Genomic DNA, 14,832 nt, shown 5'->3' on the forward strand with positions numbered 1-14,832 from the left:
CATCCTAACAGTAAAATTCTTGTTTTCATCTATTGCTCCTTCCTTTTCAAACAAAAATGTAAGCGCAAACATTTTTGTTTAACTTAAGGCTCCTTCAGATGAACTCGATTGCAGTGCATTGTTCACAAGTGAAAAAGTTTGTTGTTTTTTGTACGCATTATAAAACATTCCCATTTTACGCACCGGATCTCCAGAATAATAACGCTCATATTGTAATAACCGTTGTCCAAAAGCCTCACCACATAAGTCCCATGCTAATTTAAACAAACGAACCCGTTCCTCAGAGGATACTCCTTCACGCCCGATATAATATTTTTGCATATCATCTTGAATCTCGGGGTTCATAAAATCAGCACCTGTCGGTGACATTAATAATCCACCAGCACCTATGGTTTGAATTATCTCAATTGCCCGTGGATACATCTTAGGTAATAAACTGCGTATCGTATCAAGCGGCAGCCTCGCAGGAATAACTTCTCCATATGAATTCGTTTCATACTCATATTCAGCTACTTGCAAGAGAGCGCGTATCGTTTCAACATCTTGCATAAGCTCCGCTAACTGATTTTGTACATTTAAAAACCCATCTACTCCAATCGAATCTGCTAATTTCATAGCTACTTCAGCAGCAAAAGATAGTTTTACTAACCCTCTTACCCCAGATTGATGAGCTGGTTGATGACCAATTCCGGTTTTAGGATACAATTGATTCCCAGCTTCCACACTTTGATAAATAAATACTTTATCCCACGGGATAAACACATTATGAAATACTAGTAATGCATCCATTTCCTCAAACCTTGATGCAAGTGGATGATCAAATAGAGATCGTTTTCCATCTTGCATTGGCTCACGACATAGAATTCTTAGACCTGGTGCGTCAATTGGAACTGCAAAAGAAATTGCATGACGTTCATCACCTGGTTTAAAGCTTGGATAGGAATATATTATTACCTCATCCGTAATCGGCGCCAGTGTCGCTAACATTTTAGCACCACTAACATACATTCCTTCTGCTGTTTCACTTACTACCCCTAAATGCATCGTTTCATCTTCTTGTTGATGAGAAGCCTTACTCCGATCATTTTGCGGATTAATAATTGCGTGTGTTAAAAACAAATCATTGTCCCTGATATGTTTATAATAATTTTTTATATTCACTCCCCATTCTGGATTAAACTTCTCAAAAAACCACGAATTACTTGCCATCGAAGTAATCGTTACATTTAAAAAATCAGGTGTTCTCCCCATTAAACCATAAGTAGCTTTTGCCCACACTTCAAATAATTCACGGCGTACTTTTAAATCTTCATAATTTTTCGGTACTAAAAATGCATTTGATACCCTTTCTCCTGTCTCTTCGCATATATGAGTAATCTTATCTTGATATTCTGGATTGTGCTGCATATCATATAAGTTTGCAATTTGTAAAATTGGTTCACGAAAAACATCTTCATTTACTACATCCGTTACTTTTCTTCCTCCAATCCAAATTTCAGGATTTCTTTTTCTCAATCCTTCAATATACTGTTCCCCTGTTCTAATTGCCATTCTATCCCCTCCAATTTCCAATAATAATATACTAAAAAGTTTAAAAACTTCACTAGATGACTGAATTTTCAATTATTATATCAATTTTATTTCTTACAGAATCTCCTTTATTTCATAATATGAAATCTTAAAATTTTTTTAGTGAATATGAAAAAGGAACGATTCCCCGTTCCTCACCTATTTAATATATAAATTAAAACAATGATGAAAATAAAAAGAGAAATGGCATCCCATTTCTCTTTTTCACTCTTATTGTTCTTTTTCTGTATCATTTGAAGGTAGTTTCTTCACTTGTTTTTCTTTAAAGATTTCTCCAATTGCCCCGAGAGTACCAAGTGTTTCAATTGCATTAGACGGAATAAAGACTTTGTTTGCTGGCCCTTTTGCAACTTCAGCTAATGATTCAAATGATTTGTAAGCAAGTATACGCTCATCTAGATTCGCTTCACGAAGTAATTCAATTCGATTTTGTTCTGCTTTTGCAATTTCCTCAATCGCTCTTGCTTCCCCTTGCGCTTCTAATTCTTTTGCTTCTTTTAACCCTTCAGCTTCTCTGATACGTGCTTCTTTATCCCCTTCAGCCATTAAGATTTTACTTTGCTTTTCCCCTTCAGCACGAAGGACTTTATCTTGTTTTGCAGCTTCAGCCTCTAAAATAATCGCACGTTTATTACGTTCTGCTTTCATTTGTTTTTCCATTGATGCTTGCACATCTTTTGGTGGGTTAATATCTACTACTTCAACACGTTCAATACGAACGCCCCATTTTTCTGTTGCTTCATCAAGCGCTAAGCGAATTTCTGTTGAAATTTTTTCACGACCAGATAATGTTTCATCAAGTTCCATTTTACCAATAATTTGACGCATCGTTGCAGAAGTAATGTTACGAACACCATATTCATAGTTCGAAATACCATATGTCGCAAGTTCTGGTTCCACAATTTGATAGAAAATAATTGTATCAATTTCTACTTGTACATTATCTTTCGTAATTACCTTCTGCGGTGGTACATTCGTTTGTTGAATACGTAAGTCGTGATATACACGAACGCGATCCACAATTGGTATTAATAAATTTAATCCTGGCTGCATAATACGTTGAAACTTACCAAACCTTTCAACGACTCCAACTTTTTGCTGCGGAATAATCTTAATTGTTAATGCGATAAATGTAACAACAATTAGTGCGAAAATAATGGTTAATGTTAATCCTACTACCATAGTTATTCACTCTCCTTTTTCACTTGTAATATAGTACTATGCCTCTTTATAACAATAACTTTTTCTCCAGCATCAATTGGATCATCCGCAATAGCTGTCCAAGTATCTCCATCCACCTTCACAATACCATTCGTTTCGTTTGTAATCGCTTGCATAATAATGCCTTTTTTACCGACTAGCATATCTACTGTATCAGTAAAACCTTTTGCTTCTCGGAAGTTTTTTGAGATTCTTTTTGTGAAGAAAGTCAATGTTAAACTTACAATCGCGCCAACAATAACTTGTAAAAATAGAGCATCAGGAGCAAATAAAGCAATAAGACCTCCGACAACAGCTCCAATTCCAAGCCAAAGCATGTAAAACGTAATCGACAACATTTCTGCAATAAATAAAATACCAGCTATTATAAACCAAATTACCCAAGCAGCCATATGCAACCCTCACTTTCTTTCTCATTTTCTATATGTATATGAAGAAAAGAATGGTTTATCCGCCCTTTCTAATACGTGGGCTCTTACTACAAGCTATTGTACATATTCACTGTTACAATGAGTATTATTAAAATACTATATTAATATATTCTTCATTATACATGAAATTCCCTTTCAAAAAGTGACAAAAAATTTAATTCTTTCAAAATTTATTTTTTAATTTATAATTATTATAACTACTAAAATATTACTTTCTAGGAAGGTGGTGTGCTTATTGCAAACTCGTTCATTAACTTACTATTTAGGATCGAAAATATGCATTACTCTCGCTGACATCGTATACGTAATGATTATTACAACTCATATGTATATCACAACTAAGTCAGCTACATTAACTGCTCTCTTTCCATTATTACAAGTTATTACAAATCTTATAGCAAATACATCTTCACCACTTATAATGAATCGTTTTCCGTCTTATTCATTACTGTTTACACTACAATGGTCAAAAACTGCTCTATTATTTTTATTAATGATATTATTCCCGGTCCTTTCCACAAACATTGTAGCACTATTCTTTTTCATTTTTTTCATTTCATTATGTAGTGGTTGGAGCGCTCCATTACTATACAGTATTCTCCCCCGCCTTACACCACAAGAAAATTTAGTAAAAGTAAATAGTATTTTTTCCTTTTCCATACAAATTGCGCAAGCCGCTGCTTATTCATTTACAAGTGTTATTGTTCTTCTTATCGGCGCTACTTCTACACTCATGATAAATAACATTTTGATGATTTTCGGATTTGTTGCACTACACTTTTCATTACGTTCCATACATAATGAACTAGTAATAGAGCCTTCTTCTTCAAAAGGTGCCGCTTTATTGGAAGGTTGGAAACTCTTATTTCAAAATCCTACTCTCCGTACAGTTACATGTATGGACTTAATTGAAACATTCGCAGGGACAATATGGATCGGCGCTATTACGATAGCTTATGTAACAACTGTTCTTCATAAAGGAGAAGAATGGTGGGGATATATTAATACAAGTTATTATGTTGGGACGTTAATTGGCGGGCTATTAGCGTGGAAAATGAGTACATACATTCAAAACAATTTAATACGCTCCATGGCGATAGGCTCTCTTCTGTTTAGTCTTCTTACATTTTTATATGGTATGACGAGTAGTGGGTTTATTGCGCTTTTTCTATGTGTTCTAATGGGTCCATGTTATCAAATTAGAGATATTTCTCAAACGACAGTGCTACAATCAAGTGTTGCCCCTACTTTATTGTCAAAAATGTATACAGCTCATGGTGCACTCCTCTCGACAGCTTCTGGTCTTTCTATGCTTAGCGTTGGCATTATTACTGATATGTTCGGTGTTCGTACAATTTATATCATCGCTTCTTTTCTTATTTTATGTTCTGCTTGTTTATCTTTTAGCCTATTAAAATATCATAAGACAGATCAAAAAGATATTTCAATGTAATCAATAAAGCAAAAAGGACAGGCATTCCTGTCCTTTTTGTATATTCTATTTATGACAAACCCGGAATTTTTCTATGTTTTGTCGCTTGTTCAAATGCATATGCTACCTTAATTAATATTCCTTCACTAAAAGCCGTACTTGCAAGAGTAATCCCAAAAGGTCTTCCGTTCTCCATATATCCTGCAGGTATTGCTATAGACGGATAACCTGCTTTCGCACATATAGTGGAGCCTATATAAGAAGGGAAAAGAATCGCATCAAGATTATATTTTTCCAGTGCAAAATCAATGCCTTGTTCTTGTGAAAAATATATATCTTCTAATCTTGCATTTAAATATTCTGGATTTCTTAACGTATTAGAAACATCTTTTCTTCTCTCCAACTTAGTTTGTCCATATTTCAGAGCTCTTTCTGCTATATTTTCATTAAACTCCATTAACTCTGAAATAGAATGCACTGGAATCGCAGAAGGTAATTTAGAAAGATAGTTATCTAAACTATGCTTTAATTCATAGAGCGATACACCCCAGCTCCATTCTCTATGAAAAGACGGAATATTTATATCCTCTACTACTGTCGCACCCTCACTACGCAATACTTCAATCGTTTCCTTAAACAATTTTTCATCATACTCACCAGTTTCATAATACTCTTTTGGTGCATTGCTATATACACCAATCTTCGCTCCATTTAAACCATTAACATCAAGGTATTTTGTATAATCATGCTCTGCTATACCTTCACTTTTATGAGTAGCTACATCCTTGTCGTCTAACCCAGTTAAACTCCCTAACAAAATAGCCGCATCTGTTACCGTTCTAGCAAATGGTCCCGCTGTATCCTGCGAATAAGTAAGCGGAATAATGCCTCTACGACTAATTAGACCAACAGTCGGTTTAATACCGACTACAGAGTTTTGAACAGCTGGACTCAATATAGAACCATCTGTTTCTGTTCCAACAGATACTACTGTAAAATTTGCGGCAACTGCTATGGCAGACCCTGTACTTGAGCCTCCAACAAACATATCATCCTCTCCTGTACCGTAAGGGTTTATTGTTTGCCCACCTCTTGCACTATATCCAGCCCACATGTCAAAAGACATTCCATTTGCTAATTCTGTCATATTTGTTTTTCCTATTATCACTGCTCCTGCTTCTCGCAGTTTCGTAACGAGAAATGCATCTTCACTACTTATATTTTGTTCTAGTGCAATCGTACCTGCACTTGTATGCATAGAATCATTCGTTTCAATATTGTCCTTAAGTAACACAGGTACACCGTGTAATGGACCTCTTACACCTTTTGTTTTTCTTTCACAATCCAAAGCTTCTGCAATAAAGATAGCGTCTGGATTGATTTCTAAAATCGAATTGATTTTAGGTCCGTCTTGATCATACTTTGCAATTCTATGAAGATAATACATGACTAATTCTTTTGAAGTTAACTTTCCATCTTCCATCGCAGCTTGTATCTCATGAATTGTTAATTCTTTTTGTAATAGTGACTTGAACTGCATCTCCATTTTCATTCTCCTTCTATAAAACCTTTTATTGATAATATGTCTCTATTACTTTTTCATTTTTTCACTCCTCGCATATACAATTACAATCCCTTTAATTAAATTCAACTTACCAATATAAAAACCTTTTATTTACTGAAAAATAAAAAAAGTCTGAAACGAATGAATTTACGTTTCAGACTCTTTTATTACTGTGCGTATACTTCATCTAACAAATGTAAAAACTCACCTTGTTTCCCAGCTAATCCAGGGCATTTTGCAATACCAATCCATTCGTAGCAAAATACTAAGCCTTCATCTTCCTCACCGGCACTTACAATATGTTCCCAACTATCTTTTACATCTGTTAGTAATGTTACGTGGAAGAAATGGCGTTTTTGATATTCCTTTTTTTCTTTCACATGTATGATGTAATCAGCTAGGAATCGTTCTATGCATAAATGACGTAATCCAGTCTCTTCTTGTACTTCACGTAAAATCGCTGCTTCTAATGTTTCCCCTTCTTCCACTGTTCCTCCTGGTATTTGTATACCAGCTTCAGGTATATCACGATGTTTAAAAACAAGCAGTTGCATAACTCCCTCATTTTCTCTTGTCACATATGCGTGTACTTTTTTATTATATAACACCGTCATAACCCTTCTCTCCCCTCAATTGTTCACTGCGTTACTTCTTCAAGCGTGAGTTGATTTTCATATAAATATGTAGCTTGTGGATTCCCCACATACCTCACATGCCATGGTTCATATCGATAACCAGTAAGCGACTCCTTCTCTTTCGTATATCGAATGACAAAACCAAATTTATGGGCATTTTCAGAAAGCCACTGCCCTTCTTTCGTTTCACCAAAAATTGTCTCTAACTGAAACTTAGCAGATTGTGATGTGATATCCATAGCTAGTCCTGTTTGATGTTCACTCGTTCCAGGAACTGCACTCGACATTGCTGTTTTTGCTTCTCCATCTTGTTTTTTATACATCGTATTTAACGCTTTTTGTCGATCAAAAGATCTAAATCCAGAGACTGCAAATAAGAAAACACGCTCCTTATCCGCTTGCTGAAACATTTCCTCAAGCGCACCAGATGCCTCTTTCCTCATTTTTTTCTTTTCTTGATCCCCATCACTAGAGTAGCGCACTTTCGGAACAACTAAATCAGGCGGTCTATACCCATCTGGTAAACGCCTGCTTTTATTCACAAGCACAAGCATTGAATTCGGATTACTAATTACCGCAATATCCCCATCCATATTCGCAATCGTTTCTTTTGCTTTCGGAAATATATTATTTACATTTACCTCGCGCGCCTGCTTATCCTTATACATTTTATAATTGATTCCCGCTACTCCAACAATGAGTATCGCCGCTACGATACCAAGTAGTATCCATCTTTTTTTCATATAACGACCTCTTATTTTAATAATTTGGCCATTTCATACTCATCGATGTTCTCTCCATCGATAATAAGAGCAGCTCTTTTGACACCTTCCTTCTCAAATCCAGCTTTTTTATATAGTGCCTGAGCTCTTGTATTGTGGGCCATTACCGTTAATTCTAAACGCCATACATCATGTAATCTTGCCCACTTCTCAGTCTCTTTAAACAATCTCGTCCCAATACCTCGCCCGCTATACTCTTGCAAAATACCAATTACAATACTTGCTACATGTCTCTTTCTTTGAATATTATTTCCATTCACTAAAATAAATCCTACTATTCTCTCTTCTTCAACCGCTACCAATATTGTTGCATACTCATTTTCTACAAAGCGCTGAATCATTTGCTCTTGTTGCTTAACTGTAAATTTTCTTTCCCCTGGTTCATACAACATAAATTTCGTTTCTTCATCTAATTGCTTACTTAATTGCAAAAATGATGCTGCATCTTCTACTTTGATTTCCCTAATCACTTCAATCACCCTATCAGTTTCGTAATAAAAAGCTTTCCTTGTAAAAAGATTTTCTCTACTTTCCCGAAAATCCCTTTGTAAATCTCCCAGTATAATTTGACAAATTTCGATATTACTATAACAACGACAAATTATGTCTATTCTGTGACGTCTCCTCATTACAAAAAAACGCAAGCATTACACTCACGTTTTTCATACTCTCTCACCCATTTATGTTTCACTTTATCCATTCACCTTTTCTGCCTGCCAGAAGTATTCACTAAACGCTTTAGCGAGTACATCAATCGATCGGTTTAGCTCTTCCTCTGTATTATCTACGCCACCAACTTCAATTAATATTGCTTGCCCTGACAGATCTTGATTATAGACTCCATTGCCTGTTTGGAATCCTTTTTGAATGACACCGCGGCTAACCCCTGGATACTTCTTATTAATTGTTTCATGTAAAGCCGTTGCTAATTGTAAGTTCTTTTCATAGTTTTTATTTCCTTTTCCTATTACGAAAGCAAGCTTTGCATATGATTTATCTCCAATTGCTTTTGTCGTTACATTTTTCCGAGCACTATCACGATGTAAATCAAAAAAGTACTGCAATTCCTTATTGCTAGTCATTGCTTCTTGTACAATTTCTCGTGACATTTTATAAGAACTATTGCTATTTAATCCTTTACTAATCAACTTTTGCCCAACATCAGTCTTGTCGTTAGTTGCCCCGATTCCTTCATTTGCTAATTGTTCACGAAATCGGTCGCCGACTATTGAAATATTCGTTACGGAACTTGTGGCTTTATTGGGATTTGGATCATTTGTTAAATTCAATAACGGCAAATAAGATTCCCAACTATGCGAATGATAAATAAATGCAACCTGTCGTTTTCCTGTCGTTTGAGCTGGTTGCTTTTTCTCTTTATTCGTATCCTGCTTTGGAGCCTGTCCACCTTCTCCAGTCCGTTCTTTTACTACTTCTTCAAGTGGAACGCTCGACTCTATAGGCAAGTTAGAATAATTTGTTCCTTCACCCGCAATGACAATTTCTGTATCGTACTTACCGAAACCAGGTAGCTCTTTGCCGACAAAACTGCGTACATCGTTAAAACGAATATTCGTAGCCATAGAAAAGAGAAAAGAAGATATTGAAAAATCTTGATTTAAATTTCTATATTCCTGTGTAAAATAATGATTCTCTTTCCCAAGAACGTACATGTAACCATTCATTGATAACTCATTTAACCAATTATATAAATACGTTGACTTTGTCTCTTTCATAGAGGTTACCATCATACTAATAAGAAAAAAAGTCGCTAGTACTATAGCAATAATAAATAATACTAACTTACGTACACTCGTGAACTTCACATAAAAAAAGCCTCGATTCATACTATCACCTCTCTATTTCAAGTTATGTACAAGCTCTAGAGAATAGACCGTCTAAATTCCGGCTATATTGTTAATGAGGTGAGATGAATTGAAGCTACTAATAGGAACATTACCCATTGTACTATCATTTATTTTTTATTGGCTCGCTAAGCATCCTACAGCCCGTGTTGTGTTACATATTTCAGCGTACTTAACACTTTATGTACTCGGTACAATTATTTCTATTCATATATTTGATGTTTTAATGCAAGATTTAGTTTTTATGACAAGCATTCATGGAATTTTATTAAATCCTTTTTTTCTTATTTCAGGAGCATATATAGGGATATACACCTTATACCTACTTTTATCTTACATGATTACAAATATAAAAAATGGAGCGTAATGAAATGCGACCACCGTTCATCTGTCATACCTGCAAAAAAAGAATCGCTCGAAAGAAAGATCTTATTACTGCCACACGATACTTTCGCTTGTATTTATTTCACATTGATTGCTTTAAGCAACAGCAAGTGTTTCTCTCACGATTTATCCCTGTGAATACACTTTTTAATTTCTTTTTTATTATATATGGACTTATTTTTGGCAGCCTTCTGATGCTTACAGAGCCATCTATCATTTGGCTTATTTTCTTATTTCCCATTTTATATCGGTTTCTTTCATATTATTATGTTGAACGTTTTTTCTCTAAATGAAAGTTAGACTTTCCTCTAGGAATACTTAAACATTCCCACTCATTTTCTTTTAACATTTTACCGATGTAAATCATTTGTCCAATATGCAAAGCATAATGAGAAATTTGTCTTTCAATTGCTTGTATGACAGTATGTGCTTCACCGCGAATATATACTGTTTCTAATAAATGTTCTGGCGTTAACACATTCATCGTTTTAAAAACATATTCCCATCCTTCATTCCATGCTGCGAGTACCTCTTCCTTAGAAGAATAACCACCTTCAAATTCAGCATCTCGGTTACGATCTATTTTTTCACCGTCAGATGTTAGAAAATCCGTCCATCTAGAACGCATATTACCGTGTAGATGCTTAATTATGATTGCTATGCTATTTGTTTCTTCATGAGAAGACCATTCAATCTGTTCATATGATAATTGTGAAAGCACCCGTTCCCCTTGTTTCTTTGTTGCTTCAAAATTCGAAATGGCACACTGTACATATTCGCGTCCAATATCCATGTTCCCCCGCCTTTACATTAACTAATTTTTGTTCCATTTGGTAATTCCATATTAGGCTGCAGTAATACAACATCACCAGCTTCAGGTACTCCTCCTAATACTAGGACTTCCGATTTGAACCCAGCTACACGCTTTGACGGAAAGTTTACAATCGCAACGATTTGTTGCCCCACTAAATCTTCTGGATTATACCTTTTCGTAATTTGAGCACTCGACTGTTTTATCCCAATTTCCCCAAAATCAATTTCTAGTTTAATCGCTGGCACCCTCGCTTCTTTAAATTCCTCTGCATATATCACCGTTCCAACCCGCAAATCCAAAGTTAAAAAATCTTCAAAATTAGCCATTTTATCATTCCTCCCAATTATTACTTAGACAAACTTCAAAAATCCCCTTCAAAAAAAGAAAGGTGCCTAAGCACCTTTCTTTTGTAATTCACTTGATTCATTTGATTTGTAGAAGAAGAAACCGAGAATCCCGCCAATACATGATGGGATTAACCATCCTATTCCTTCTTTATATAATGGTAACATCTGTAATACGTTAGAAATCGCGTCAATTTTAATTTTCGCACTTTCTAAACCGTTAAAGAAACTAATTAACAATGCACCTAAAATAGCTCCAATATAAATGGTATTACGCTTCCCAATCCATTTATGGAAGTAAGAAAGTACGATTAATACGATTGCAACTGGATAAATGATCATTAACACTGGTAAAGTAACTGCGATTAATTGTGTTAAACCTAGGTTAGATACAATTAAACTAAACACACATACCATTGTTACAATCGTTTTATGCGAAAGTTTAGGGAATATGTTTGTAAAGAAGCCAGCACAAGCTGATGTTAATCCAACAGAAGTTGTTAAACAAGCGAGTATAATAACAAGTCCTAATAAAATTTTACCACTTGTTCCATACAACTCATTTACAACATTCGTTAAAATAAGTCCACCATTCTCTGATACCCCAAGTGATGTACTTGTTGAACCAAGATAGGCAAGTGATAAATAGATTAACGTTAAACCAAGTACTGCAATAATACCTGATACTACTGTTATTTTTGCAATTTGACTACTCTCTTTTATTCCTTTAGAGCGAATAACTTGTACAACGACAATTCCAAACACGAGAGCACTAATTGCATCCATCGTTAAATATCCTTGAATAAATCCACCAAAGAAAGCATTTTCTTTGTATGATGCTAGCGGCGCAGCTGGTTCTCCAATCGGATCAATAATCGCCTTTCCGACAATAACAGCAACAATCAACACTAACAATGGTGTAAGAAATTTCCCGAACCAATCCACTAATTTAGATGGATTTAATGATAAATACCACGTTATTCCGAAGAAAATTATCGTGAAAAGAAATAACATGTACCACTCTGAAACCAATGCCTCTGATAGAAATGGCTTCATACCCATTTCAAATGAAACGGCTCCCGTACGCGGAATTGCGAAAAATGGTCCAATCGCTAAATAACTAATCAATGGGAAAATAAACGCAAATATAGGGTGAACTCTAGAAGATAGCGCTTTCAAGTCCCCCTCTACAAACGCGACAGCTGTTACAGCTAATAGGGGTAATCCAACTCCCGTTACAAGGAATCCAATTGTAGCAACCCAAACATTCTCTCCAGCTTGTTGCCCTAAAACTGGTGGAAAAATTAAATTTCCTGCTCCTAAAAATAGTGCAAATAACATTAAACCAATTGCTATCGTATCACCTGGCCTTAAACGTCCCTTCATGCTTTTCATTTGCATAGCACTTTTTCATTGTTTATCTCTATTTTCACAATATGCTATGCATCCTCCTCTCTGCTCAAGATGATAAAATATGCCCCTTACAAAGCAGTGTCTTTCTCCATAATTTCTCCATTCCCCTTATTCTTACTCTAATTATTAATTTTGATTTTTTTGAATATTCGACTCATTAGAGTGGTATTACGTGGAGTAAAGTTGTCAGACCTCTTTGTTTTTATCACACATATAGTAACATATTTAGTTGAAAAATAAAAACATATTTTCAAATTGATTTTTTCGAAAATCAAAATTATCTACATTTTTTATTCTTTTGCACAAATATTATAACAATCTCACCTATTATTCTATCGTTATTTGCAAATAACTTTATACGCACAACATAACAAAAGCCATCCAACATAATTAGACGGCTTTTGCATGTTAATCTATCGTTTCAACTTCACGTGGATTTTTCATCTCTTCCACATACACAACTCTAAATCCGTGATCTTCTAAATCTTTCAATAACGTCTCTAATTCACCGTCGTTAAACTCTTCTCCTAATGTAAACATGATTCTACGAACTAATAAGGCATCATTATCAAAAGTCATTAAACTTTGGATACCTGTATATTTTTTTAACACTGTCGATAATTTTTGAATTGCCCCATTATAATCTTGCGTCCCAATCATGACAGAATATTTGCTAGAATGCACACCCCAAGCATCTTCTAATAACTCAAAAACTTTTTTATGCGTTAAAATCCCAAGAAAGACTCCTTTTTCATCAACTACTGATAAATAAGGTAATTTTTTTATTGTAAAAAATACCTTAAAGAACGAAGAATCTTCTCTCACATATCCTTCTTTATCGTTTAATAATTGTAATACACTCTCTTCCAGTGAACCTTTATATTCTAAAATATCTACTTTATATATATTCCCTAAATATTTCTCTTTTTTTTCATCTAAAACTGGTACACAACGATAGCCAGTTTTATTTAAATGCTCCAGTGCTTCCCCTATTGTAATTGAACTTGAACAAAATAAAACTTCCCTTTTCGACACATAATTCCCTTTAATCCTCATAAACAGCCTCCTTATGTTAAAATACTTTCTGTGCCATAACTATATTATATTTTCACAAAAAAATAAATAATTTATTTTACTTTTCTGAAAATTTTTCATTTTCTTGTCATAATTTATTCACGTTTCATTCACTTATATCTCTACAATACCAAACGTTCTCTCGAAACTTCTTTAAGAAAATATATTGTAACTTACGCCGAAAACAGCTAAAATAAGAATAAGAATTTTCTGAATATTCTAAGAGTAGGTGATTACATGTCTTTATTACGCTCACATATTTGTAAATTTACAGTTGGTGTTCTTATTATATTTATCATTAGTCCTATTCCGTCATTATTTATTACACATAAATACTCATACTTCACTGGCTTTATAAGCATTTTTCATAACTTCGCACAGCTTTCTTCTATGACAATTCCAAAGATTGATTGGATGCATGAATCTATCTTTTTCTCACCAAATGAGATGGTACATACTTCTAATCATTCAACTCCATTATTCCCTTACATATGGGAAATATATTTTTTATCGATTGTTCGTTTTACCTTTACTCTTGCAATCGGATTCTTCATCAGTTTAGGGATCGGCCATTTATTTTTTAAAGCACCTCATTCGGTTAAAAAGTTCACTTCTTTATTAAGATGGATACCATACTCTTTTTGCACTGTATTATTACAATGTTCAGTCTTATTACTACTCCTATACATCACAAAATTTATAAAGCTTCCTTACTACTCATCTTTAATTATCGTTTGTAGTACTTCCATGATTATCGTTATGCAAGCAATAAAAAAATGGGTTCCTTTCTTAAGCAACACAAATGAATATGAAATAAAACAATCTTCTTTCCTTGTAGATACATTGTTTTTTGCTCTTACTTCGAATCATAAATCAATTTTAGGCTCCATTATTATTTCATTCCTTTTTATGGAATGCGTTTTTCACGCAAGCGGACTATTGCAATTTATCGTTCAATTCGGCGGAAATGCACCTGTTATTGTTACAATTAGCTTATTACTTTTGTATATCCCGTATTGCATACTCTCATTCCTTCAAACACTATGGACGACAAACCACTTTAAACAACAGTCATACGCTTTAACGAGAAGTATTTCAAAACCTTAATTTGAAATAACCCTCTATAATCTGAAAGTAGGGGGTTATTCCTTTTGTATAGCGGACAAAATAACAGCAAATTCAAAAACTATTACAGAAACATACCAATATTTACCCTTTTCCTTTGACTATTCTTTTCGTTTCGATTTATTATAAAAGTATAACATAATTGCAGGAGGTGACAT

General features: G+C 34.5%; 16 protein-coding genes. 4 read left to right on the forward strand and 12 right to left on the reverse strand.

What is annotated here, in order from left to right:
• Nucleotides 1-78: 78 nt before the first annotated feature.
• From DN390_RS15060 to DN390_RS15070, 3 genes are all read right to left on the reverse strand, one after another.
• Entirely contained in the window at nt 79-1,551 is a 1,473-nt protein-coding gene (locus tag DN390_RS15060; protein ID WP_147807710.1) for a 4-hydroxyphenylacetate 3-hydroxylase family protein, read from the reverse strand.
• Nucleotides 1,552-1,800: 249 nt separating this feature from the next.
• Nucleotides 1,801-2,772 carry an SPFH domain-containing protein gene (locus DN390_RS15065; RefSeq protein ID WP_098608525.1) on the reverse strand — a complete coding sequence of 324 codons (972 nt, stop codon included), beginning with the start codon at nt 2,770-2,772 and terminating at the stop codon, nt 1,801-1,803.
• A 2-nt stretch (nt 2,773-2,774) separates the two neighbouring features.
• The gene (locus DN390_RS15070; protein WP_147807711.1) at nt 2,775-3,203 is read right to left on the reverse strand and encodes an NfeD family protein; all 429 of its coding nucleotides are present in this window, start codon (nt 3,201-3,203) and stop codon (nt 2,775-2,777) included.
• Nucleotides 3,204-3,477: 274 nt separating this feature from the next.
• Between DN390_RS15070 and DN390_RS15075 the strand changes: the two genes are divergently transcribed.
• Nucleotides 3,478-4,695, forward strand: a complete 1,218-nt coding sequence (locus tag DN390_RS15075; protein WP_147807712.1) for an MFS transporter — start codon at nt 3,478-3,480, stop codon at nt 4,693-4,695.
• Between the two features lie 49 nt (nt 4,696-4,744).
• Here DN390_RS15075 and DN390_RS15080 read toward each other — a convergent pair whose 3' ends face one another.
• The 5 genes from DN390_RS15080 to spoIIP all read right to left on the reverse strand — a co-directional run bounded on the left by DN390_RS15080 (nt 4,745) and on the right by spoIIP (nt 9,502).
• On the reverse strand, nt 4,745-6,220 hold the full coding sequence (locus DN390_RS15080; RefSeq protein ID WP_147807713.1) for an amidase family protein: 1,476 nt from the start codon (nt 6,218-6,220) through the stop codon (nt 4,745-4,747).
• Between the two features lie 185 nt (nt 6,221-6,405).
• Nucleotides 6,406-6,852, reverse strand: coding sequence for an NUDIX hydrolase (locus tag DN390_RS15085; protein WP_147807714.1), 447 nt, complete (start codon nt 6,850-6,852; stop codon nt 6,406-6,408).
• 23 nt (nt 6,853-6,875) lie between these two features.
• Nucleotides 6,876-7,616: a M15 family metallopeptidase gene (locus tag DN390_RS15090; protein ID WP_147807715.1), complete on the reverse strand. Its 741-nt coding sequence runs from the start codon at nt 7,614-7,616 to the stop codon at nt 6,876-6,878.
• A gap of 11 nt (nt 7,617-7,627) precedes the next feature.
• Entirely contained in the window at nt 7,628-8,125 is a 498-nt protein-coding gene (locus DN390_RS15095; RefSeq protein WP_141541913.1) for a GNAT family N-acetyltransferase, read from the reverse strand.
• Nucleotides 8,126-8,347: 222 nt separating this feature from the next.
• Nucleotides 8,348-9,502 carry a stage II sporulation protein SpoIIP gene (gene spoIIP, locus DN390_RS15100; protein WP_098608519.1) on the reverse strand — a complete coding sequence of 385 codons (1,155 nt, stop codon included), beginning with the start codon at nt 9,500-9,502 and terminating at the stop codon, nt 8,348-8,350.
• 88 nt (nt 9,503-9,590) lie between these two features.
• On the opposite strand from spoIIP, the gene DN390_RS15105 reads away from it, so the two are divergent.
• Entirely contained in the window at nt 9,591-9,887 is a 297-nt protein-coding gene (locus DN390_RS15105) for a hypothetical protein (RefSeq protein WP_098608518.1), read from the forward strand.
• A gap of 4 nt (nt 9,888-9,891) precedes the next feature.
• Nucleotides 9,892-10,197: a permease gene (locus tag DN390_RS15110; protein ID WP_141541919.1), complete on the forward strand. Its 306-nt coding sequence runs from the start codon at nt 9,892-9,894 to the stop codon at nt 10,195-10,197.
• Here the strand turns inward: DN390_RS15110 and DN390_RS15115 are convergent.
• The 4 genes from DN390_RS15115 to cbpA all read right to left on the reverse strand — a co-directional run bounded on the left by DN390_RS15115 (nt 10,170) and on the right by cbpA (nt 13,531).
• Nucleotides 10,170-10,697 (reverse strand): DUF1572 domain-containing protein, encoded by a 528-nt coding sequence (locus DN390_RS15115; protein WP_147807716.1) that lies wholly within the window; start codon nt 10,695-10,697, stop codon nt 10,170-10,172. The genes DN390_RS15110 and DN390_RS15115 overlap by 28 nt on opposite strands.
• A gap of 17 nt (nt 10,698-10,714) precedes the next feature.
• Nucleotides 10,715-11,044, reverse strand: a complete 330-nt coding sequence (csaA, locus tag DN390_RS15120; RefSeq protein WP_060630565.1) for a chaperone CsaA — start codon at nt 11,042-11,044, stop codon at nt 10,715-10,717.
• 66 nt (nt 11,045-11,110) lie between these two features.
• Entirely contained in the window at nt 11,111-12,448 is a 1,338-nt protein-coding gene (gene brnQ4, locus DN390_RS15125; protein ID WP_472926134.1) for a branched-chain amino acid transport system II carrier protein BrnQ4, read from the reverse strand.
• A gap of 435 nt (nt 12,449-12,883) precedes the next feature.
• Nucleotides 12,884-13,531, reverse strand: coding sequence for a cyclic di-AMP binding protein CbpA (gene cbpA / locus DN390_RS15130; RefSeq protein WP_063222760.1), 648 nt, complete (start codon nt 13,529-13,531; stop codon nt 12,884-12,886).
• 255 nt (nt 13,532-13,786) lie between these two features.
• On the opposite strand from cbpA, the gene DN390_RS15135 reads away from it, so the two are divergent.
• Nucleotides 13,787-14,656, forward strand: coding sequence for a hypothetical protein (locus tag DN390_RS15135; RefSeq protein WP_098608514.1), 870 nt, complete (start codon nt 13,787-13,789; stop codon nt 14,654-14,656).
• Nucleotides 14,657-14,832: the final 176 nt, after the last annotated feature.

The sequence above is a fragment of the Bacillus sp. SH7-1 genome (assembly GCF_008042405.1).
In the GTDB taxonomy this organism is placed as follows: domain Bacteria; phylum Bacillota; class Bacilli; order Bacillales; family Bacillaceae_G; genus Bacillus_A; species Bacillus_A thuringiensis_N.